17 protein-coding genes and 1 pseudogene are annotated in these 22094 nt (G+C 45.7%); 1 reads left to right on the top strand and 17 read right to left on the bottom strand.

The features are described from left to right. Positions 1-83 precede the first annotated feature (83 nt). From lnt to JGK16_RS13705, 4 genes and pseudogenes are all read right to left on the bottom strand, one after another. Positions 84-1319 (bottom strand): annotated as a pseudogene (gene lnt, locus JGK16_RS13720) (apolipoprotein N-acyltransferase); the annotation flags it as partial. Further along, positions 1307-1909, bottom strand: a complete 603-nt coding sequence (locus tag JGK16_RS32735; RefSeq protein ID WP_366517162.1) for a hypothetical protein — start codon at positions 1907-1909, stop codon at positions 1307-1309. The pseudogene lnt and the gene JGK16_RS32735, both read right to left, overlap by 13 nt. A gap of 220 nt (positions 1910-2129) precedes the next feature. Further along, positions 2130-3212, bottom strand: a complete 1083-nt coding sequence (gene psbA, locus JGK16_RS13710; protein WP_293190964.1) for a photosystem II q(b) protein — start codon at positions 3210-3212, stop codon at positions 2130-2132. Between the two features lie 615 nt (positions 3213-3827). Further along, a complete protein-coding gene (locus JGK16_RS13705) occupies positions 3828-4175 on the bottom strand; it encodes a histidine triad nucleotide-binding protein (protein ID WP_293180488.1) in 348 nt (115 codons plus the stop codon). A 244-nt stretch (positions 4176-4419) separates the two neighbouring features. On the opposite strand from JGK16_RS13705, the gene JGK16_RS13700 reads away from it, so the two are divergent. Continuing rightward, complete coding sequence (locus JGK16_RS13700; RefSeq protein WP_293190961.1) at positions 4420-5949, top strand: YifB family Mg chelatase-like AAA ATPase; 1530 nt, start codon at positions 4420-4422, stop codon at positions 5947-5949. Positions 5950-6634: 685 nt separating this feature from the next. Here JGK16_RS13700 and JGK16_RS13695 read toward each other — a convergent pair. The 13 genes from JGK16_RS13695 to JGK16_RS13635 form a co-directional block, all read right to left on the bottom strand. Further along, a complete protein-coding gene (locus JGK16_RS13695) occupies positions 6635-8503 on the bottom strand; it encodes an adenylate/guanylate cyclase domain-containing protein (RefSeq protein ID WP_293190959.1) in 1869 nt (622 codons plus the stop codon). A gap of 280 nt (positions 8504-8783) precedes the next feature. Next, entirely contained in the window at positions 8784-12104 is a 3321-nt protein-coding gene (locus tag JGK16_RS13690) for a PAS domain S-box protein (RefSeq protein ID WP_293190957.1), read from the bottom strand. 94 nt (positions 12105-12198) lie between these two features. After that, positions 12199-12390, bottom strand: coding sequence for a hypothetical protein (locus JGK16_RS13685; protein WP_293180499.1), 192 nt, complete (start codon positions 12388-12390; stop codon positions 12199-12201). Positions 12391-12677: 287 nt separating this feature from the next. After that, positions 12678-15797, bottom strand: a complete 3120-nt coding sequence (locus JGK16_RS13680; protein ID WP_293190955.1) for an SMC family ATPase — start codon at positions 15795-15797, stop codon at positions 12678-12680. 65 nt (positions 15798-15862) lie between these two features. Beyond that, complete coding sequence (locus JGK16_RS13675) at positions 15863-16204, bottom strand: type II toxin-antitoxin system PemK/MazF family toxin (protein ID WP_293180505.1); 342 nt, start codon at positions 16202-16204, stop codon at positions 15863-15865. Continuing rightward, a complete protein-coding gene (locus JGK16_RS13670) occupies positions 16197-16472 on the bottom strand; it encodes a hypothetical protein (RefSeq protein WP_293197033.1) in 276 nt (91 codons plus the stop codon). Before JGK16_RS13670 ends, JGK16_RS13675 begins: the two co-directional genes overlap by 8 nt. A gap of 214 nt (positions 16473-16686) precedes the next feature. Next, complete coding sequence (locus tag JGK16_RS13665; protein WP_293197031.1) at positions 16687-16935, bottom strand: NAD(P)-binding protein; 249 nt, start codon at positions 16933-16935, stop codon at positions 16687-16689. An 11-nt stretch (positions 16936-16946) separates the two neighbouring features. Beyond that, complete coding sequence (locus JGK16_RS13660; RefSeq protein WP_293190951.1) at positions 16947-17756, bottom strand: glucose 1-dehydrogenase; 810 nt, start codon at positions 17754-17756, stop codon at positions 16947-16949. A 120-nt stretch (positions 17757-17876) separates the two neighbouring features. Next, entirely contained in the window at positions 17877-18380 is a 504-nt protein-coding gene (gene msrB, locus JGK16_RS13655) for a peptide-methionine (R)-S-oxide reductase MsrB (protein ID WP_325315842.1), read from the bottom strand. Positions 18381-18389: 9 nt separating this feature from the next. Then, the gene (locus JGK16_RS13650; RefSeq protein ID WP_293180518.1) at positions 18390-19757 is read right to left on the bottom strand and encodes a 2Fe-2S iron-sulfur cluster-binding protein; all 1368 of its coding nucleotides are present in this window, start codon (positions 19755-19757) and stop codon (positions 18390-18392) included. 283 nt (positions 19758-20040) lie between these two features. After that, positions 20041-20418 (bottom strand): hypothetical protein, encoded by a 378-nt coding sequence (locus JGK16_RS13645; protein WP_293180521.1) that lies wholly within the window; start codon positions 20416-20418, stop codon positions 20041-20043. A 59-nt stretch (positions 20419-20477) separates the two neighbouring features. Then, complete coding sequence (locus JGK16_RS13640) at positions 20478-21215, bottom strand: DUF4079 domain-containing protein (RefSeq protein WP_293180524.1); 738 nt, start codon at positions 21213-21215, stop codon at positions 20478-20480. A gap of 614 nt (positions 21216-21829) precedes the next feature. Next, on the bottom strand, positions 21830-22094 hold a 265-nt coding region (locus JGK16_RS13635; RefSeq protein WP_293190949.1), incomplete at its 5' end, for an IS1 family transposase.

Here is a 22094-nt window from a genome sequence, read left to right as displayed (position 1 = left end):
CAATAACCAGTAACTCATGCCCTATGCCCTATGCCCATGAGTACCTCATATGGAGATCGAAATGCTATAGCTTCCGCCTAACGTTAATTTCTAGCAATTAACCACATTAACCCAGCTAAAACCAACAATAAAGGCGTCAGCCAATCTCCCCACCGCACGTACAAAGTCCGAGTTTGCCGCCGATAAATAGTAGCATCTCGGACTTCATAGGTATTAATTCCAGACTTCCAAATCGTCTCGCCGCGAGGATTTACAAAAGCAGAATAACCTGTATTAGTTGCGATCGCAGCCCATCTATCAGTTTCAATGGCCCGCATCACATCCAAAGCATGATGTTGAGCCAGCATCGGCGGTTTGTAATGGGCATTGTTGGAAGCTGTGAGTATAAATTCACCTCCATTTGCCGCCTGATATCGGAAAACTTCAGCAAACGCTGAATCGTAACAAATTCCGACAATAGCGTGGCCAAACGGCGTATTAAACCATTGTTTTGAGTTCCCTGGTACTAAATGAGTATCTAAGGGAGACAGCCGATTAATAATGCCGCCTAAGATTTCGTAAAAAGGGATGTATTCGCCTAAGGGCACTAGCTTGAGTTTATCATACCGGCTGACAATTTCTCCTGTTTTGTCGATCGCCAATAAGCTATTAGTCATGCTATCTCCTTCCTGTCCGAATCCTCCAACCCAAGCCAGAACACCGCGTTGGAGAATCGCTTGGTAAAAAGAAAGAGTAGAACGTTGATACTCGTTTGTCCAGATAAAAGGCAAAGCCGTCTCTGGAAGCAACACAGCATCTACTCCTCTGTCAGCTAACTCCTTATATCCAGCCGTGTAACCTTCCAAAGCGCGCCGCCAACCACCTGAGTCAAACTTAATCTCGTTAGGAATATTGCCTTGAATAATCCCAATTTGTAAAGCTGTTCCCGCCTCTTGAATTAACGGGCGATTGTAGAAACTCCAGCCGACAATATGCAAAACTAAAAACAAACCCGCAGGCACAATATAAGCAATCCAATTCTTCCCTCTTCCTTCTTCCTTCTCTCCTTTTCCCTCTTCCTTCTTCCCTCTTTTTACCTTGAGCGAAGCCGAAAGGCCTTCTTCCTTCTTCCTTCTTCCTGCGATAAAAGCTTCGGCAATTAAGCCATTTACTGCTACAACTGCCGCTGTTACTGCGCTGGGCCCGGAGAGTTGACCGAGGTGCAATATGGCTAAGTTGTGCGGGCTTTGGGTGTATGATAGTGATGTCCACCACAGCGAGCCTGTACTCCAAATACTTTCTAAGGCACACCACAAAGCTGTACCAATTAACACGCGGATCGCAGGCAAGATGCCTGTGCCACTAACAAGATGCCTGTGCCACTAATTTTTTGGGAAATCACAGGCAAGATGCCTGTGCCACTAATTTTTTGGGAAATCACAGGCAAGATGCCTGTGCCACTAATGTGGGAAGTTACGATCGCAAATAACCATGCCCAAAGGGTGACTAATGCACTTCCCCAGAAGGTGATGAATATCCAGCAAAAAAGTGCGATCGCCAAACTGGGCCACCAAGGAACTCCCAACCAAGTCATTGGGTGTATTCCCATAATCCAAGATATGGCTAATCCGTGATAGCCAATTCCCCAAAGAGCAGGAAGAAGGAAGAAAGAAGAAGGAAGAATGAATAAGAAAGAAGGAAGAACTTTTGGTTTTTTTTCTGTGATTATTGGTCGTTCATAACTGACAACCAAAACCCACAGGGGAGCTAATACTACCCAAGCCAACAGCCAAGCATTGAATGGTGCTGTTGTCAATGCCATCAAAATGCCGCTGAAAAATGCGATCGCCCCGCCTAATATTTGAGATTTCTCAATCGCGAGTTTTTCAAATTTAAGTCTTTTAAATATCGCCACTTTGATGATTGCCAATTAAATATAATAATTCTTAATCAATATATCATATCATAACGGTTTGTAGTGAGGACTTTAGTCCTTTCTTGAATGCGGACTAAAGTCCTCACTACAAACCAATTTGATTCTGGTCATTGTAGCGGAAACAATATCAAAAATAAATCTCTTAATTTATACTTGCCAAAACAAAAAGCGCCCTCATTTGGAGAGAGCGCTTTTTGTCAATCAAAAGCTAAATTTAGCCGTTGATGGAAGGAGCAACCATTGCTACTGGGGTGACTTCACCAGCGGCCAAGTCGAGCGGGAAGTTGTGAGCATTGCGCTCGTGCATTACTTCCATACCCAAATTAGCGCGGTTGATGACATCCGCCCAAGTGTTGATGACGCGACCTTGCGAGTCGATAATAGATTGGTTGAAGTTGAAACCGTTGAGGTTGAAAGCCATCGTGGAAATACCTAAAGCGGTAAACCAGATGCCGACAACTGGCCACGCACCTAATAAGAAGTGCAAGGAACGGCTGTTGTTAAAACTTGCATATTGGAAGATCAAACGACCGAAGTAGCCGTGGGCTGCAACGATGTTGTAGGTTTCTTCTTCTTGACCAAATTTGTAACCGTAGTTTAGCGATTCGCTTTCACTTGTCTCGCGAACCAAAGAAGATGTTACCAAAGAACCGTGCATGGCAGAGAACAAAGCACCGCCGAAGACACCAGCTACTCCCAACATGTGGAAGGGGTGCATCAGGATGTTGTGCTCGGCTTGGAACACGATCATGAAGTTGAATGTGCCGCTGATACCCAGGGGCATACCGTCAGAAAAGCTGCCTTGTCCGATCGGGTAAATCAAAAATACTGCGGTAGCAGATGCCACAGGTGCAGAGTAGGCTACGCAGATCCAAGGACGCATTCCTAAGCGATAGCTCAGTTCCCACTGGCGGCCCATGTAGCAAAAAATGCCGATGAGGAAGTGGAAAATGACGAGCTGGTAAGGGCCGCCGTTGTACAACCATTCGTCTAAAGAGGCTGCTTCCCAGATGGGATAGAAGTGAAGCCCGATCGCATTAGACGAAGGAACAACAGCACCACTGATCAGGTTATTGCCGAACATCAAGGAACCAGCAACTGGTTCGCGGATGCCGTCAATATCCACAGGAGGAGCTGCTACAAAGGCAATGATGTAGCAGGTGGTTGCGGTCAGCAGAGTTGGGATCATGATTGTCCCAAACCAACCAACATAAATCCGGTTATCGGTGCTAGTTACCCACTCGCAGAACCGTTCCCAAACGTTGCCGCTTTCGCGACGCTGTACGGTTGTTGTCATTTGTTTTATGATTGCTTAATTGAATTTTCAACGTTCTGTTGTGGAAATCTCCACGCTTATATTAGTAACACTATTCACAACAGTTTGCAAAGGGATTAGTGCTTATATTTGAATAAATTTATAATCCTTTACATAACTTGATTCTTGATGAATTTTTGTGGCTGTTTGCAAAGTAATATTACAGAATAAATACGGTTAAAATAAAGCGGGCAGAAGAGCTGAATCTTTATTCTGTAGGTTGGTTCAGCAGTTAAGTCAAATTATTTTTGTTGAGGTCAAACTTCTTTATAGTTAAACATATCTTAATTGGCGATTGAGCAGATGAATTTTAATATTTGTTTACATATCCTAGGTGGATTGACTGTTGACAGTTGACTGTTGACGGTTGACTGTTGACGGTTGTAGAACGAGAATCAAATCATTGATGCTTGAGGAGTATCGGCTCTATTCAAGAAGTTATTTATGTTCTCACGGATGTGGCGATCGCACTAAATTCTCCAGAATCCGCAATCAACCGGATTCATCAACTAAAAACCCGGTTCATAAGGCGCTTTGCAATTGCCATAAACCGGGTTTCTGAGGATGAGTTCGTAAATTGTGCCTAAAAATTAGCCTTTAGCCTGGGGGCCACTTCATGTGCCGTCCGCCGAGAATGTGAAGGTGCAGGTGATCTACGGTTTGGCCACCGTCATTGCCGGTATTAATCACGACGCGATAGCCGTTACTGAGTCCGAGTTGTTCGGCTACCCGTTTTACAGTCAGCAGCAGGTGTCCCATGAGGGCATGATCTCCCGATTCGGCATCGGCTAATTTGGGAATAGGTTTTTTGGGAATGACGAGGATGTGGACTGGCGCTTGCGGATTGATATCTCTGAAGGCGAGGGCTAAGTCGTCCTCATAAACGATGTCTGCGGGAATCTCTTTGCGGATGATTTTGCTGAAAAGCGTTTCTTGGGTTGTCATGGGTGTTAACGAAGTTCGGCAACGGGCAATGTACGGGATGTAACGGATAAATTTTCAGGGAAGGGGGAAGGCGGAGGGGACAAGGGGAGGGAGGAAGGGGGAAGAGGCAGGAGGAGAGAAGGAAGAGAAGAGGAGAAAAGGAAGAGGCAACGAAAAGTTTTTCTTGCCTCTTCTGATATTCATTAGTCATTGTTAATCATAATAGATGATGGATCGAAGACAGGCAAATTGAGGATAAAAAATAATGCTTGCGAGGGTTTGGAGTGCATCTATCGTAGGAATTGACGCGGTAAAGGTGGGTGTGGAGGCTGATGTATCGGGGGGACTGCCGAAAATTGTGGTTGTGGGGTTGCCGGATTCGGCGGTGCAAGAGGCTAAAGAAAGGGTTAAGGCTACGCTCAAAAATTCGGGATATGGTTTTCCGATGCGGAGTATTGTGATTAATTTGACTCCGGCGGATTTGCGTAAGGAAGGCCCGAGTTTTGATTTGCCGATCGCCATTGGCATTTTAGCAGCATCCGAACAGGTCAGCGCCGAGCTGTTGGGAGATTATTTGTTTTTGGGGGAACTCTCTTTGGACGGGAGTTTGCGGCCTGTGGCGGGGGTTTTGCCGATCGCCGCTGCTGCTGCCAAAATGGGTATTTCGGGGTTAATTGTACCAGCAGCCAATGCAAAGGAAGCGGCTTTAGTAAAAGGAATATCTGTTTACGGTTTTGAAAATATATTTGCAGTTACTGATTTTTTGAACAATCCTCAAGTTTATTCACCGATACAAGTAAACGGTAGAGAAGAGTTAGGAAAAACTAGGTTTCAGGGTCTAGATTTAAAAGACGTAAAGGGGCAAATTCACGCGCGGCGGGCTTTGGAAATTGCGGCTGCCGGTGGACACAATTTGATTTTTGTGGGGCCGCCAGGAAGCGGCAAGACGATGCTGGCGAGACGTTTGCCGGGTATTTTGCCACCGCTGACTTTTGATGAAGCTTTGGATGTGACTCAAATTCATTCGGTGGCTGGTTTGTTGAAGGATAAGGGTATGCTGGTGAGCGATCGACCTTTTCGCAGTCCTCACCATTCAGCATCCGGGCCTTCTCTCGTTGGCGGGGGCAGTTTTCCGCGTCCGGGTGAAATTTCCTTAGCACATCGCGGCATACTTTTTCTGGATGAATTAACTGAATTTAAAAGAGATGTTTTGGAGTTTTTGCGACAGCCTTTAGAAGACGGTTATGTGACGATTTCTAGAACCAGACAATCGGTGATGTTTCCGGCACAATTTACATTAGTTGCTAGTACGAATCCTTGCGCTTGCGGTTACTATGGCGACTCGATCCAACAGTGTACTTGTTCGCCCCAAAAGAGGGAACAATATTGGGCAAAACTTTCGGGGCCTTTGATGGATCGGATTGATTTGCAAGTGGCGGTTAATCGTTTGAAACCTGAGGAAATTACCAGACAGGCGACGGGGGAGGAGTCGGAACCGGTGCGGGTGAGGGTGCAGCGGGCGCGAGAGATGGCGACTCGCCGTTTTCAGTCAGAAGCTGGCTTGCGGTGTAACGCGCAGATGCTAAGCAGCCACATTAACCAATGGTGTCAGTTGGATGATGCTTCGCGGAATTTGTTGGAGATGGCGATTCGGAAATTGGGGCTTTCGGCGCGGGCTAGCGATCGCATTTTGAAGGTTGCTAGGACTATTGCGGATTTGTCGGGGGATGACAGCTTGAAGACTAATCACGTGGGGGAGGCGGTGCAGTATCGGACGATCGATCGGATGCAGTAAGGAGGATTTGTGCGATCGGGCGTAGGGAAAATGAGACATTAATTCATCTAAAATATCAGAATAAACGTTGATATAACCCTTCTCAGATAAGTGAGGTATGTTGTTGGGCTTCAGCCCTCTTATACTAATTGTATACTAAGGATCGCGAATTAAATAATTTACACATATTTGTGGGACGGGCGGGACGCCCATCCCACAAGAACAGTAAAAATTGTAAGTTATTTAATTGTCATTCCTAAGCGAGGTCGCATCAAAAAAAACATTGGGAGCATCTCATTTTTGTAAAAAGCATTTTTTATTATAGTGCTGTCCCCGCTCGCGTATTATACGATACGCGAGCGGGGACGCTCGCACTATAGCAATCCTAATTGATTTTCTAGATATGGAAATCCTAAAATCCTTGCTATATAAGGAGTCTACTAAGACAATTGGGTCGTTATCTTGTGCCAATCAGATCGGACAGCACTATAAGAAAAAAATGCTTTTTACAAAAATGAGATCCACCCTGGATTTGGGAATTATACCAAGCACAAACAAATATTGCTACAACACAATTATTTAGTGGAATGAACGTCCAAGTTGTTTCCTCAAATATTCTCGCCTGTGCGTCGTTAGCTCGATTTTAGATTTTTTCGGGTACGAGCGATAACGACACACCCTACAAAATAAATTTGGAAAATTGCTATTATTTACGACCAGTCAACAAATAAGTAACCATGTATCCCTTGCCCTTAACTTGAATCGCCCCTCGCTTCTGAAAAGTGTATTTATTCTTTAATATTTCGTAGGTTTCGGCGGTGACTTGAATGCAGCCGGTAATCCCGTGGGATTCCATGCGCGAAGCAATATTTACTGTGTCGCCCCAAAGGTCGTAAATAAACTTTTTTAAGCCGATGACGCCGGCAACTACAGGGCCACTGCTAATTCCGATCCGAATGCTGAATGGTTCGGAATGATTTAAGCTCAGAAACCGGATTTCTTGTAGCATATCGATCGCCATATTCGCCACCGCCTCGGCATGATCCTCTCGCGGAGTAGGTAAACCGCCGACAACCATGTAAGCATCACCAATAGTCTTAATTTTCTCCAAACCGTGGCGATCGGCTAAATGATCAAAAGCTGAAAAAATATCATTGAGCACGGACACTACCGCAGTCGCTGAAATTCTCGACGAAAGCTCTGTAAAGCCCACAATGTCGGCAAACATCACCGTTACTTCCCCAAAACTTTCGGCGATATTATGTTCATTATCTTTCAAACGCAGGACGATCGCCGCCGGCAAAACATTCAGCAACAGTTGCTCGGATTTCGCTTGTTCCACTTCCAACTGTTGGTAAGCAGCCTGCAACTGTTCGGTTTGGAGAATTCTTTCTCGGGCTAGCTTTTCGATTTGGGCGGTGCGACTCAACGCTGTCAGCATATATGTCACCGGCAGCAGAGTCCACAACATCCCCATACTCAGAGTTCCCCAAGAACGCCAGTGCTTGCGAGTCTTCCGAATTTCCGGCGTTGCAGACACGTATAAAGACCACTGGCTGCCGCTAATTTTCAGCACCCTTTGGCAAGCCGCATACTGCGGGCCTGGATTGTCCAGAATCGGGCAGTTTGACCTTTGAGTTACTTTCGCAGCGGCCGATGCGGTGAACACTTGTTGGGTGGAGGATTGGAACAAAGCCGCAAATTGCGGAATTTGCCCGTCAGCAGCCCGATTTTGCAGAACGGGGTCGGGCGTTGGCGGTAACAACGGCAGTGCTTCTGGCTTGTCTGGAGGCTCGCTGGCGAGATAAATGGTGAGGTAGTCGGTATTGCGTCCTTTTAAAGAGGTTTGGAAAATATCTTTGCCTTGAAATACGCCCAGAACAAATCCTTGTAGCAGTTGGCGGCGGGATTCCAGGGTAGTCGGTTTAGTGCTGTTTTCGTAAATCGGAACTATTACCAAAAGACCCACTTCCGGCGAATTGCGCTGAATTAGACCGTCGTAGCTGGTGACAATCATTTCTCCAGTATCCCGCGCGCGATCGATCGCAGCGCGAATTTCTGGGTGGGAAGTGAGGTCAAATCCCAATGCTGTCTCGTTTCCCGCTGTTGGTTCGACGTAAAAAGCTGGGAAATATTCGGAACGCTGGCCGGCCTTGCGGAGTTCTCCCTGGGGGCCGCGCTCTGTAATCTGGAAGCTGGAGTCAGTTTCGGTTCTGGCTTGGGCTTCGTAGTTGGCGCGCTGGGAATTGGGAACGCGGGGGGCCCAAGCCAGCAGTTGCAGGCTGGGGTGAACGGATAGGGGACGGCCGACAAACCGAGCAAAAGAAGAACGTTCGACGACGCTAAACGCTTTCATGTAGTCGCTGAGGGCGAGAACTGCGTCTAAGTCTGAGTTGAGTTGGCGTTCAATGCCGATCGAAATATCGTCGATGCGGCGGTGCATTTCGTAGTCGTGGCGCCTGTCTTCCCAGTCCCAAACCAAGGCAAATGCCAGGGCCGAGAATCCGACACCCAAAACAAGTGTCAACCCGGCTGGAATGTAGCGAGACCAGGATAAAGGTAGTTTTTTCAGCATAATTGCCTAGCGAATAAGGGCAGCAGATGAGCACACCGCACAAATGAGATTAATTTCGGCGTCTCAGTGCCGTTAATTCAAAACCCTGATAACTCAAGCACCGACGGCAATTGGGGATTAAAAGAAGACCGTACGTTTTATCTAAATTTCCATCCTTTACCAGAAAGAATTGGTTGAAAGCCCGCCCGCCGGAGCGGGAGAAATTAAAATCAGAGTATTCATTACTCCAATCCTCGGACTTAAGGGTAGAGGTCGCTCTCAAACTGTCAACTGTCAATTGTCAACTGTCAACTGTTGAAACCGGAATTTCAATCCAGAATTCTGCTCCTTGTCCGGGCGCTGAGATGCACCGCAGACTTCCCTTATGTTTTTCTACCACAATCTGATGGCTGATGGACAATCCCAAACCTGTTCCAGACCCAACCGGTTTCGTGGTAAAAAAGGGGTCAAACAGGCGCTTGCTAACGTCTTCGGTCATTCCAGGGCCGCTGTCGGCGATGCAAATGACCACGCGATCGCACTCGCCGACATTGCTTTTACTATTGTTCAACCCAGCTTTTTTCATTTCAGTACGAATCACGATCGTCCGGGGTTGTTTGCGGTTTTCCACAGCGTCAATTGCATTGCTGATAATATTAAAAAACACCTGATTTAACTGCCCCGCACAACAGTAAATTTTCGATATAGTTCCGTAGTCTTTAATGATTTCAATTCGTTTTTCTTGAGTGTCGTGGTGCAATCGATGCTGCACAATTAACAGCGTACTCTCAATTCCTTCGTGAAGGTCTGCCAACTTTATTTCTGATTGATCTAATCGCGCAAAATTCCTCAGCGACAATACAATATCACTAATTCTTTCTACTCCTACTTTCATAGAATTTAGCATTTTTGGCAAGTCTTCCTTGAGGAAATCAAACTCTATTTGCTTCAGTGTTTCGGTAATTTGCTGAGCAGGAGACGGGTAATAGTGCTGGTAGAGATTCAAAAGTTCTATTAAGTCGTTAAAATAGATGTTGGTGTGAGAAATATTGCCGTTAATAAAATTTGCAGGATTGTTGATTTCATGGGCGATACCAGCCACCATCTGCCCGAGGCTAGACATTTTTTCTGATTGAATTAATTGGATTTGAGTATGTTGGAGTTGTTCGTAGGCTTCTTGCAATTGAGTTGCTTGTTTTCTCAATTGAGATTCCGAAGCTTGGAGTGCTGCTGCGGAAATTTTGCGGTTAGTAATATTTTCAATCATCCCTAAGTTGTAAATAGCTTTTCCTTCCCCGTCTCGGATCAAAGTAGCTGTCACATTTACCCAAACAGTTTTACCTGTAGCCGAAATATGGCGAATTTCGATTTGATAGCTCGGAATTTCTCCCCGATTGAGAGCGGCAGCAGCTTCGAGATTGTTTTGACGATCTTCGGGATGCCCAATTTCTATGAATGTTGTACTCAGCAATTCTGCTGCTGTATATCCCAGCATTTCGCAGTAAGTTTTATTGACTCGCACCAACTGGCGATCGTCTAAATTGGCTAAATAGATACCGATGGGTGCATCTTCAAATATTTTGCGAAATAGTTCCTCGCTGGCCCGGACTTTAGCTTCAAGTGAAAGCCGATCGGTGATGTCTTCCAAAGTACATAAAATGCCGACGACATTGCCGTAGTTGTCGTGCAAAGGTATTTTATTTGTATCCATCCAGCGCTGGGTGCCGTCGGCTTGCATTTGAGGTTCAATAATGTGATATTCAGCGGTATTTTTTGCCATGATCCGGCAATCGCAATCTCGGAAAAATTTTGTTTCTTCTGGCTTCCAGGGCATATCGTAGTCCGTGAGACCGGTGATTTCAGTGGGATGATTTAAACCTGCGATTGTGGCAAAGTTTTTGTTACCTCCCAAGTAAACTGAATCTAGATCTTTCCAGGCGATTAACTGAGGGATGTTGTCGATCACCAACCACAGCATTTTTTTGGATTTTTGCAAAGCTTCTGTGCGTTCTAGGACGCGCTTTTCTAGTTCTTGATTGGCTTGTTCCAGGGCAACTTTTGACTCGCTGAGGGCGATTTCTGCTACCTTGCGATCGCTAATATCGATTGTCACCCCTTCCCAAAGTATCTCGCCGCCCGGTTGCAGTTCGGGGCGAGCAATGGCGCGAATCCATTTCAGTTTTCCCGATCGCGTAACGATCCGCCCTTCATATTTCCAAGGTTGTAAATTTTTCCCGCAAATTGTGAGTGACTCTTGCATCGGTTGTAGGTCTTCTGAATGCACCAACGACCACATTGAATTTGAGTTTTTTTGAACTTTTTCTGGAGTTAATTCATAGAGTTCCCAACAGCCGGGACTGACATAAATGAATTCATTGGTACCGTCGAGATGCTGCAAGTATTGATAAATCATTCCCGGCAGGTTGCCGGCCATTTTTTGGAATCGGGCTTCGCTTTGTCGCAGTGCTGATTCGGCAAGTTTGCGATCGCTAATGTCGATCAACAAACCATCCCAAATAATGTCACCTTTTTCGCTCAGTTCGGGTCTGGAAGCCCCGCTAACCCACTTGATGCGATCGCCCGGTAACACTAATCTGCCTTCCCACCGCCAAGGATCTAAAGTTTTAGCTGAGATGGCCAGAGTTTCGTGGAAGTTTTGTGCATCCTCTGGGTGAATCATTTCGATCGCAGGAATAGCTGACTTTTGCAGCACCTCTGGTTCTAATTCGTAGAGTTCGCGACAGCCAGAACTGATGTAGGGGAATGACACAGCGCCGTCGGCTGCTAGCTGAAATTGATAAATCATTCCCGGAACGTTGGCGGCTAGTTTTTGCAACCTCGCTTCGCTTTGGCGGAGTGCGGTTTCTGCTTCTACGCGATCGGTAATATCATAAAATGACGATAAAATTGATGCTTCGCCCTTAAAATTAATCGCTCGCATCGACATCTTTGCCCAAAAGCAACTGCCATTTGCTTTCTTGAGGCAGATTTGATCGCTGTCGCTAAAGCCGTGTTTTTTGACTGATTCTAGCAATTGATGGCGATCGCCCGCATTAGCATAAAAGTCGATCTTTTTGCTAGCGATCAGCTTGTCTGAACTCAAACCGAAAGTTTCTCCGAGGGCAGAATTTGCGTACAAAATTGTGCTGTCTGAGCGGCGCGTAATGATCGTAGGAATGGGAGTCGCAGTAGCGATCGCCCGCAATCTTTCTTCGCTTTCTTGCAGGGCTGTTTCGGCTGCGACTCTTTGGGTAATATCGTTCTGAACTCCGATAAAATGAGTGAGGTTTCCGTCGCCATCGAGGACGGGGGAAACAGTTAATTCGTTCCAAAAAGGTGTTTTATCCTTGCGGTAATTCTTGAGAATTACCTTAACTTCTGTTCCCGATCGCAAACTGCTGCGGAGTCTGTCTAATTCGGCGCGATCGGTATCCGGGCCTTGCAAAAACCGGCAGTTGTGTCCAATGACTTCTTCCCGGGTGTAGCCAGTCAGTTTCTCAAAAGCAGGATTGCAATATATAATAGGTCTGTCGAGCCTGCCAGCATCTGCGATCAGGATGCTGTTGCTCGACGCTGCGATCGCCCTTTCTAGGAGAGACAGGTGGAAAGAGTCTGTTGTCATCGGTGGCAATACACACACTCCGAGGGAGCGGACATGAAAATAAAAAAAATATAAATAGCTTCAGGCATTCTTATTTTATTATCTTATTTTTAATTTAGCCTAACAAACTCAGGAGCTCCAAAAAGCCGACGGGGAAATTAAGAGCGGGCGAATCAAACAGCGGGCGAATCAAAGAGCGGGCGAATGGATGAGTCCGAGCGGGCGAATCGGGAACAGCGAATCGATCGGGAACAGCGAATCGATCGGGAACAGGAACAGCGGGCGAATGGAATTCGCGCCTATACAAACAAAACCCGCCTCCGCGGGTTGAAGAGCGGGCGAATGGAATTCGCGCCTATACAAGAATACGCTTGGGTTAACGTTTTTTTATCATTGCGAGCGTCCCGAGTATTGCAATCGCAGCCTATACAAACGAAGTCCGCCTCCGAGGTGTCAAGAAAATAACATAATTTTAACCGTACGTCCGATCTTCAACCCGCGGAGGCGGGTTTCGTCTGTGTAGACGCGGTTTCAACCGCCGTCCGATCGCCAATCGCCAATCAAAAATCGAAAATCGAAAATCGAATAATCAATCTAGATTGACAAGGCAAGGCTAGAACCCTGAGCAGTTTTGGTGACTTCTATCCTGGCTTGAAAAGCTTCTTTGAGGTGCGGCATATGGGTAACGGTGAGGATGCAGGCGAAGTCAGAGGCGATCGCATTAATGGCAGCAATTAGGCGATCGCACCCTTCCGCATCCTGAGTCCCAAACCCCTCATCAATAATCAACATTTGCAAAGCCGTACCCGCCCGCTGAGACAGCAATCTCGCCAGCGCCAGCCGAATCGCAAAATTAATCCGAAAAGCTTCGCCACCCGAGTAAGTTTCATAGGGACGAGTACCGCGAGCATCAGCAATGAGAATGTCTAAAGTGTCAATCAATTTAGTTGCTTTTTTAGAAGCAGCCGCCCGCTGAGTAATAAATTGTACGTGCAACTGATTCGCGCTCAATCTCGACAATATCTGATTGGTTTCAGCTTCCAGTTGAGGCAAAACATTTTCAATCATCAAAGCTTGAATCCCGTTCTTGCCAAAGGCTTGACCCAACTCTTGATAAACTTTGTATTGGCGTTTAGCAACCTGCATTTGCTCTTTTTGAGCGACTAACTGAACTTGCAAATCTTCTAGATTTTGCTGCTGTTGTTGGAGGCGTCCGAGACTTCCCAAATGTTGGTCTAGCTGCTGGCGGCGGCGGCCCATTTGTTGTTCGATCGCACTTATTTGAGCAGTCGGATCGGGATGTTCTTGCAACTGCTGGTTCATCGCTGAACTTTGAGCGGTGACAGCTTGCAAATCGCGATCGCGCACGGCGATCGAACTGGCGATTTCATTAACCCGCTGCTGCACTTGCGGGAATTGCTGAGTTGCCGATCGCAATTTTTCAGCACGGGCGATCCAAAACTGCGTTTTACGCATTTCGCTACGGACGTGTTCGTGCTGTTCCAAGTTATAGCCAACTTCCGCGATATATCTATTTAAAGACAGAATTTGCTGCTGAATTTCCGAGCTATTTTTTTGCTGTTCAAACTGTTGCTGTACGGCGGCTAATTGAGTTTGCAAATCCGGGCGGCGGCTGTTAATTTTATTAAGTTTCTGCTGAGCGTCTTTGATTTGAGCTTGCTTAATTTCCGCCCAGCGCAAACGCTTTTCATCGCTGCGGGCGAGGGAGTGGCTGCGATCGCTATAATTGAGCTGTTGCAGTTGCTGTTCAATTTGCTGAAGTTCCCTCAAATCATCAGATCCATACTCGCCAGTACGCAACAACCGCTCGATTTGGGCAGCATCTTGACGCATACTTTGCAGTCGAGTTTCATCTTGGCCCAGGCCATCCAATTGAGCTTGCAAATGGCTGCGGCGTTCCCGCAATTCTTGGTAAGGCGCTAATTCCTGTTCTAGTTCGCGGTATTCGTGTCTGAGGACTTGAATTTCGCGCTCGGAAACTGCCAACTGTTCGCGGACAACCCACAGTTGATTCCAGATTTCTTGCTGTTGGGAGTGGTGCTTGGTGACTACCAAATTCCAGTAGTGTTCGTCTAAAGGTCGATCGCACAAAGGACAGGCGCCAAAACCCGAATCGCGCACAATTAAAGGCGAATTCGCTTCCTGAGTTTCCCCAAACTGGGCAGCTTTACCTTCCCCCGCGCTAGTTTCTGCTTCATTTTTCCGCAACAGTTGGAGTTTTTGGTCAATTTCCGCGAGTCGGGTTTGATAGTCGCGGCTTTTAGCTTGCAGATTTTCTAGAAAGCTGTGCCTTTCTTGGCCTTTTTCGCGGACTCGTTCCTGATAAACTCGCTTGTTTTCCAACTGGACAATTTGATGGGCGATGGCCGAGATTTCCTGCTGCAATTTCGGCTGTCGCTGCTGTTGCTGAACTTGCACCTGTCGGTTGATTTCGGCTAAGCGGGCGGTTAAACCGGCATGGGCGCGATCGAGCTTAGTTTGCGCCTGCTGCTGCTGTTGGAGTAGCGGCGAAACTTGCAGTTGCAGTTGTTCTAGTTCGTTAAGGCGCGATCGGGCTGCTTGCAACTGTGCGAGTCCTTTGTCAACCTCCGGCTGCTGCTTGAGAACATCTAGAACATCTTTTTCATCTTGTTCTAAGACATCTAATTGAGCTTGCAACTGCTGAATTTTGTTTTGCAAAAGGCTCAATTCTTGCCGTTGCTGTTCTTGCAAGTTTTGGCGCTGATTTTGCGCTTGTTGGTGAGCTTTGAATTTTCCAGCCTGCGTCTCTTCTGTGGATTGTAAACTCTGAAAATAGGCAATTCCTGCTGTTATCTCATTTTCTTGGGCGAGCAGGGCTTGCAGCTCGTGTTGCTGCCGCTTGGCGGCTGCGAGTTCTTGCTGCAAGCGACGGCATTCTTGAGAGATATTATAGTGTTGTTGCTGGTGGCCGGCGAGGAGTTTTTGCCAAGTTTGGCGGTTGTGGTGCTGGAGTTGCAGTTGCTGCAAATGTGCTGTGTCGGCTTGCTGCTGCGAAGAGAGCAAATCGGTTGCTTGCTGCAATTGAATTTGTTCGGATGCGATCGCTTCTTTTTGTTGCAGTTGCTCTTGGGTTGTCTGCAAGCCGTGTTTTAGGACTTCGACTTTGGCTTTAAAATCTCTGGCTTTTTCCTTGGCTTGTTCGGATAAAGTGTCGTATCGATCGAGTTTGAGGAGGTTGGCTAAAACTTGCTTGCGCTCGATCGGCTTTTTGAGCATAAACTCATCAGCACGCCCCTGCCGCAAATAAGCCGAGTTAATAAAAGTATCGTAATCTAGCTTGATATGTTCGAGAATTTTCTGCTGAGTATTTCTCAGCCCCTTGTCAGTGAGAGTGCGAAAACTGAGTCCATCCTGAGTTTCGGCGCAATTCAAGCTAACTTGAAATTCCAAACTTCCCGATTGTCCGCGCCGGCGGTTGCGAATCACCCGGTAGATTTGGCCGCCCGTAGAGAAAGTGAAATCAACTCGGACATCAATTTCGCCGATATGGATGATATCGTCTTCTGTATCGCTGCGACAACTGCCCCAAAGCGACCAGGCGATCGCCTCTAGGAGAGAAGATTTACCAGCACCGTTAGGCCCGCAAATGCAAGCAGTGTGAAGTCCGCGAAAGTCTAAAGCAGCTTCGCGATAGCTGAGAAAATTTTTGAGTGTAAGTTGTATAGGAATCATTTAAGGCCATCGCGCCATACAATCTATTTATAAATAACACTATTTGTACGCTGTTGGCTAGTTATTCAATCCAGATCCAGCACAATTGTCAGTGTATCTGCAATTTCTTCCATAATTGTTTCCGAAAGGCTTCCGAGTTGTCGGACAAATCTTTGTTGGGAAACGGAACGGACTTGAAAAGTGTCGGCGGCTGAGAGTTTAGCCAAGCCATTTTCGCTACTTGGTTCTAGTCGAACCATCCAATTTCTCTCTGTATATCGTTCTTTCCAGTCAGTGATGGGGACAATCACTTCAAGCAGCAAAATTCCCACCGTCTCATCGCTGACAATAACTGCGGGACGGGTTTTGCCGATTTCTGCACCAACAGTAGGTTCAAGTGTAACCAGCCAGATTTCGCCTCTACGCATTAGTTTTTATCCCAGCGTTCAGGTATTCTTCCTCGGATTCAAAATATGGTTCGCTGTCTGGCGACCACAAATCATGTAAAGCACCTCCCGGCATATAATCCTTGACTGCTGCTTCTGCTGCGGCTCTGAGTTGGCGCTTTTTCTCGGCTTTGCGCTGGGCTTTTTGTTCTATGTCGTCGCGCATCATCCGCGAAGCTGTTTCGATGATTTCTAGGCGTTCTTCTGCTGTCAGATTTTTGAGTGCTGCTAAGATTTCTGTTTTGGTCACGGTTTTTTTGGGTGGTGGGTAAGAAAGTGCGATCCAACCATCATTATATCTTTGAGGAAAATCCATATCGGCGATCGCACTTCAATTTTCACCTCATCCTGCGAATTTCCGTGTCCTCCGAATAGCTAGGGTATGAAAAAAATAAGTTAAAAATCCCCAAGCTTTGTCGATACTGGTTTCTATGACTGGCATATTTAGCCTTTCATACCGTAAATCAGCAACGCCCGCAATAGTTCGTTGCTGGACGAAAGGCTCGATCGGATTTGTCAAACCACTGTTCTTGGGTATGATAGCGTTCTCGCTGGTAGACTTCCAAGGCACTCCAGTTTTCCTTTTCCCTAGGTAAGAATGTGCCGCGTTCGAGAATTAAGATCTTTTTACCGCTAGGAGCCAGATGATGTGCCAGCGTTCCACCGCCTGCACCAGTGCCGATAATGATAACATCGTAATGTTGGTTAAGCATGGTTTTCATCTCTATTGTTCTTGATAGTTCCACAACAAACCACCATCAACGACTACTGTCGAACCAGTGATATACCGAGCGTCATCTGAAGCTAGAAAAGCAACTACCGCCGCAATATCATCTGGTTTTCCAAATCGACCTAATGGAATATTTTTAAGCAAAGGTTGCAATTGAGCGGGGTTATTTAGTAGCTGTTGATTGATTGGCGTTTCGATCGCACCTGGAGCCACATTATTGATAGTAATACCCAATCTTCCCAGCTCTACCGCCAGATTTCGCATCATCATTTTCACGGCACCTTTACTAGCACAGTAAGTAGTGAAGTGTGGAAATGGTAATTCTTCATGAACGGAACTAATATTAATAATACTGGCGCGATTTTTGCCCGCATCGATTTGATGTTTGACGAAAGACTGTGTAGCAAAGAAAACTCCTTTGAAATTGATATTCATAACCGCATCAAAATCTTGCTCTGTTATATCCCAAAAGTCAGAATGTTTTTCAATCCCAGCATTATTAACCAAAATATCGATCGTGCCAAAATGTTCGATACTTTCAGCAACTAAACGCCGTACATCATCAACCATTCCCAAATCTGCACCGATACTATAACCCCGATCTCGATCGCAAAATCCATCAGCCATCAAGCAATTACCGCCGATCTCATTAATTGCCTTCAGCGTTTGTTCCGCGCCTTCAGGATTGGAACGATAATTGACAACAACTTTCGCGCCTTCCTGTGCCAATCGAATTGCAATACCTTGACCGATACCGCCACTACTACCAGTGACTAAAGCAACTTTTTCATTCAGTTTCATCATTTTTATTGTGAATTGATAGTTTGACAACAAATCTGATTAATACAATCAGTAGTATGATTCGGACAAAGCTTACTGCAAATAGACCTTTCTACCTTCCGCTCCCCACTTCGTAAAAGCTGGTCAAGCTGCAATAAATTTCATTGCCACCCCATTCATGCAATAGCGTTTACCCGTCGGTTTGGGGCCATCTGCAAAGACATGCCCCAAATGTCCGCCACAGCGACGACAATGTACCTCAGTTCGAGTCATTGCAAAAGCTCGATCGATCGTCGTTCCAATAGCACCCTCGATCGGGGCATAAAAGCTCGGCCAACCCGTACCACTGTTATATTTAGTAGTAGAGGTAAATAGTGGCAAATTGCAGCCAGCACAGGCAAAAGTGCCGTTACCATGCTCCAAATCCAGGGGGCTACTACCCGCACGTTCGGTGCCATGCTGACGCAACACTTCAAATTGAGCTGGTGTCAAAATCTTCCGCCATTCTTGCTCTGTTTTCATAATTTCAAACTGATGATTTTCAGCTATTTTTATGGTTTTTCCTTGAACTTTGTTCGGTAAATAATCCGACAACCAAATCGAACCGATCGTCGCAATTCCAGCAGATAAAAAATAACGTTTTTTCATAGGATTAATCTACAGATCGAGAACTACCCTTGCCGTTTTGGGATGAGAAATACAGATGAGTACCGAACCTCGCTCTACAGTCGCACTTGGTTGTTCTTGATACTCCACTTCTCCTTCAGCAATCTTGCACGTACAGGTACCGCAAATCCCTGCACGACAGCTATATTCAGGTCGCAGACCATTTGCTTCGGCAAACTCTAAAATCGTCCCATCGGCAGGATTCCAAGTATGAGTTCGACCAGATTTACTGAAGACAATTTCTTTAGTATTGCTAGTTGCTGTGGTTACAGATTCACCCGCTTTTGCTGGTTTTGGCATTGCCTTGGCAAAGGATTCAAACATTACTCGCTCGTCTGCTACCCCCCACGTTCTCAATCCATTTCTAATCGCATCCATAAATGATGCCGAGCCACACAGAAAGTAATCTGCTTCAGTGGAACCACACAATTGCTGCATTTCTGGTGCCACTATATTTTGAATCAGAGCAGCATCGACATATCCACGCTGGTGATAATGTCCGATATCTGTTGCCATCGGTTGGCTATAGCAGTAGATAATATGTAAATTAGAATGACTGGCAGCGAGGGCATTAATTTCATCGCGAAAAGCATGATTTTGGCTATCTCTAGCACCATGTAAAAACCAAATGTGTCGCAATGGATTTAGTTGCATCGCCGCTTTTGCCATACTAATCATCGGCGTAATTCCCACACCATTACTAATTAAGATCGCAGGTTGGGGATGGTGAAGATTGAGTACGAATTTGCCAGCCGGAGGTTTTACCCAAATTATCGAATCTTCTTGGATGCGATCGTGCATAAAATTAGAAGCAATTCCTGGAGGTAGATCGGTACCGACTGGTGCAATTTCTCGCTTAATCGACAGGCGATAATAAAGTGGAGATTGATGATAATCGGATAGAGAATAAGTGCGGATTACTGGCTCGGCTCGCTCTGGCAAATCGAGTTTTATCGTCAGAAATTGTCCCGGCATAAAAGCCGGAATCGGCTCGTTATCTTCAGGATGTAAATAGAAAGATGTAATATTATCGCTTTCGCTTACTTTCCGCATGACGATAAATTTTCGCCAATCATGCCATCCCGAATTTAATGATTCTCGATCGCCTAAATCGTTAGACTCAATTTCATTATCTTTATTACGCTTACCCGAACTCAAACCGATCGCCGCACCGATAACAGAACTCGCTAACGAGGTGTAGACAACTAGCTTACTTGCAGATTCGGGAGTTGTCTGCTTTGGAGATTTGAGTAATTCTAAGGCAAGTCCAGCAGGAATTGTGACTAAACTGCCTAGAAAGATACCAGCAGCGATCGATCTAATAATGGGATTGGAAATTTTTTGTATATTTTCTAGCATTTTCTAATTCCTCGTTGGTATAGCTTCTTTCCAATAGAATCAAATTAATGGGCAAATATTTGACTGAATTCTATTTTGGTTATAGATATTACTTGTTGGCATCAACGATCTTCAGAGCAGGTTTATCCAAGTTTTCATGGCAGTAAATTTTGCTAAAATATAGATAGTGGGCAACAGCTCCCGCTCGTCGGAAAACCCGATGATTTTGGTTAAGATAATGCCCACCATCCAGTTCGATCGAGAGATTAAGAATACTAAATTCTAGAATCGATCGCAGAGGATATTACTTAACTTCACTGGGATTGAACCTAGCAATTTTGCCTTTTTTGACTGCCACAACCACATCGTAAACAGTACAGAGTGAGAGTGTAGTGTCATTGTTTTTACTGTAAAGATTAACTACCATGCCCGCACCACCTGGTTGCACGCCAATTGGACTGAGATCTTTGGGATATAGTTTGCGGAGTAAGTCTCCACTACCTGGTTTACCTTTAACCGCTGTAATTTGGTCGATCTTTTCTTGCGTAGTTTCAGTTTGAGCGATCTTAACTTCTTGGGCAGATGCTTGGAGAGAATTAGGAGCGAATGATTGGAAGGGAACGGTGGCGATGGCGATCGTACCCAGAGCGATTGTTGTCAGCAGAAAAGAAGTAGCTTTCATGTTGTAAATCCTAGAATTGGGTTGTAAAAATTAGAAGTGAAGTCGAGTATAAAGATCGACTATTTTGGGATCGATGGTGCAGACTGAGGTTGTACCAGACAGGTTTGTTTGTCACATTCATATTTGTATAGCGATTCTACATAGGGCTTTTGCCAACTCAGCGGAATTTCCAACAAATCTCGCGTGCCAGTAAACCCCTGACCGATAAATAATAGTAGTGCCAAGCAGTTGAGAATGATATGGACGTTGCGCCAACGATTGCTGCGATCGCGATAAATATCTTGAATAATCGCTAATGAAAAAATCATTAACATCGCAGCAACGATCCCATAGTAATAATGGGAGACATACCATTCAGATTCGCGTCGATAGATCTCTGGTTGAGAACCGATCACTACTAAGCCCATTCCCGTTAATGTGGCAAATATGCCCAGCCAAATCTTTTCGCTCGATCGATATAAAAAGAACAGCGCTCCGCTAGTGGCGACGAACATCATCAGGATAAATACCACCCGAAATGGTTCTTTAATCCAAGCTTGTTGTTCGAGTATTTTTGAGAAGATCGGATGTGCCAGTCCAATTAAGGACAGCACTACAACCGAGCCGCTCAGCCATCGACCCAAATCTACGTGCTCTTTGCCTACAACTCCAGGAATTTGACTTTTCCCACCAGTTGCCACAGCTAGCCGTCGTTGGCGGGTTTGCCATGCCATTCTCACTACCATGCCGATGAGGGGGAAAACTACGGCAACGGCGAAAAAAGGATGCAATAGCAAGAATAGATCGTTGGCATTCATAAAAATAAATCCACAGCAGAAGATCGACTATTAACGTCAGTTAGCAGTTCGTTTTCGACTGGCGGACTGGGGAACATAGATGCTCCCAAAATCCCAACTTCTCACTCGAAAAATGCTACTAGCAACTTGGGTTATTAGTATCATCGCAATGGTTTTTTAAGCACGCCTGAAATGAACTTAATAATTTCCTGAATTTTTGGGTATAGATCTTTCAGCCGATTCTCAGCTAATTCTCAGTAACTGTCACGACACGTCAATTCACTGACATCTAACATCTAATCCTCGTCACGATCTAAGATTGCATCAGCCAGCGTCTTTGCCGCCTTACCCTGCAAGGCATCACCGTGCCGGTAGTGCCCTGAAGGAAAGGATCGACAGAATAAAACTGAATTCAAATAAAAGTAGACATTTAGAGTTGTAAATTATCATTGTAATGATGTACAAAGCGCCAAATTGCAGCAATATGATTTTCTAATTTTTTAGAGAAGGCTAAGCTCTTTCTTACCAACCCTTGATACTCGTTGTCGAATAGTACAGTTGAAGCGCTCGATATAGCTAGTAAAACCACTATCTTTATCTACACGGCGTGATGACGTTTGCTGGGCAATACAGAATCATAAGCACAAAGCGTGATCGGTATAAAATACTGCACATTGACGGTACACTGGTGGCATTGAATTCCATAAAGATTGAGCCGATACTGCGCTACGATCTCCAATATGTACACCAACAATTTCCCTAGTCTGGGCATCCAATGCCAGCCAGACACACTGCTGATTTCCTTTACTATCAACGAATGACCATAACTCATCCATCTGAACATTCAAGCGCTTTTTTTCTTTGGGAGTCACTTCCACTTGCTTCTTAACAGCAGCCGCT

Origin of the sequence: Microcoleus sp. PH2017_09_SFU_O_A, assembly GCF_020738625.1 — a bacterium.
Classification (GTDB): Bacteria; Cyanobacteriota; Cyanobacteriia; order Cyanobacteriales; family Microcoleaceae; genus Microcoleus.
Note: the sequence above shows the minus strand (reverse complement) of the source record. Positions and strands in the feature narration are given on the sequence as shown.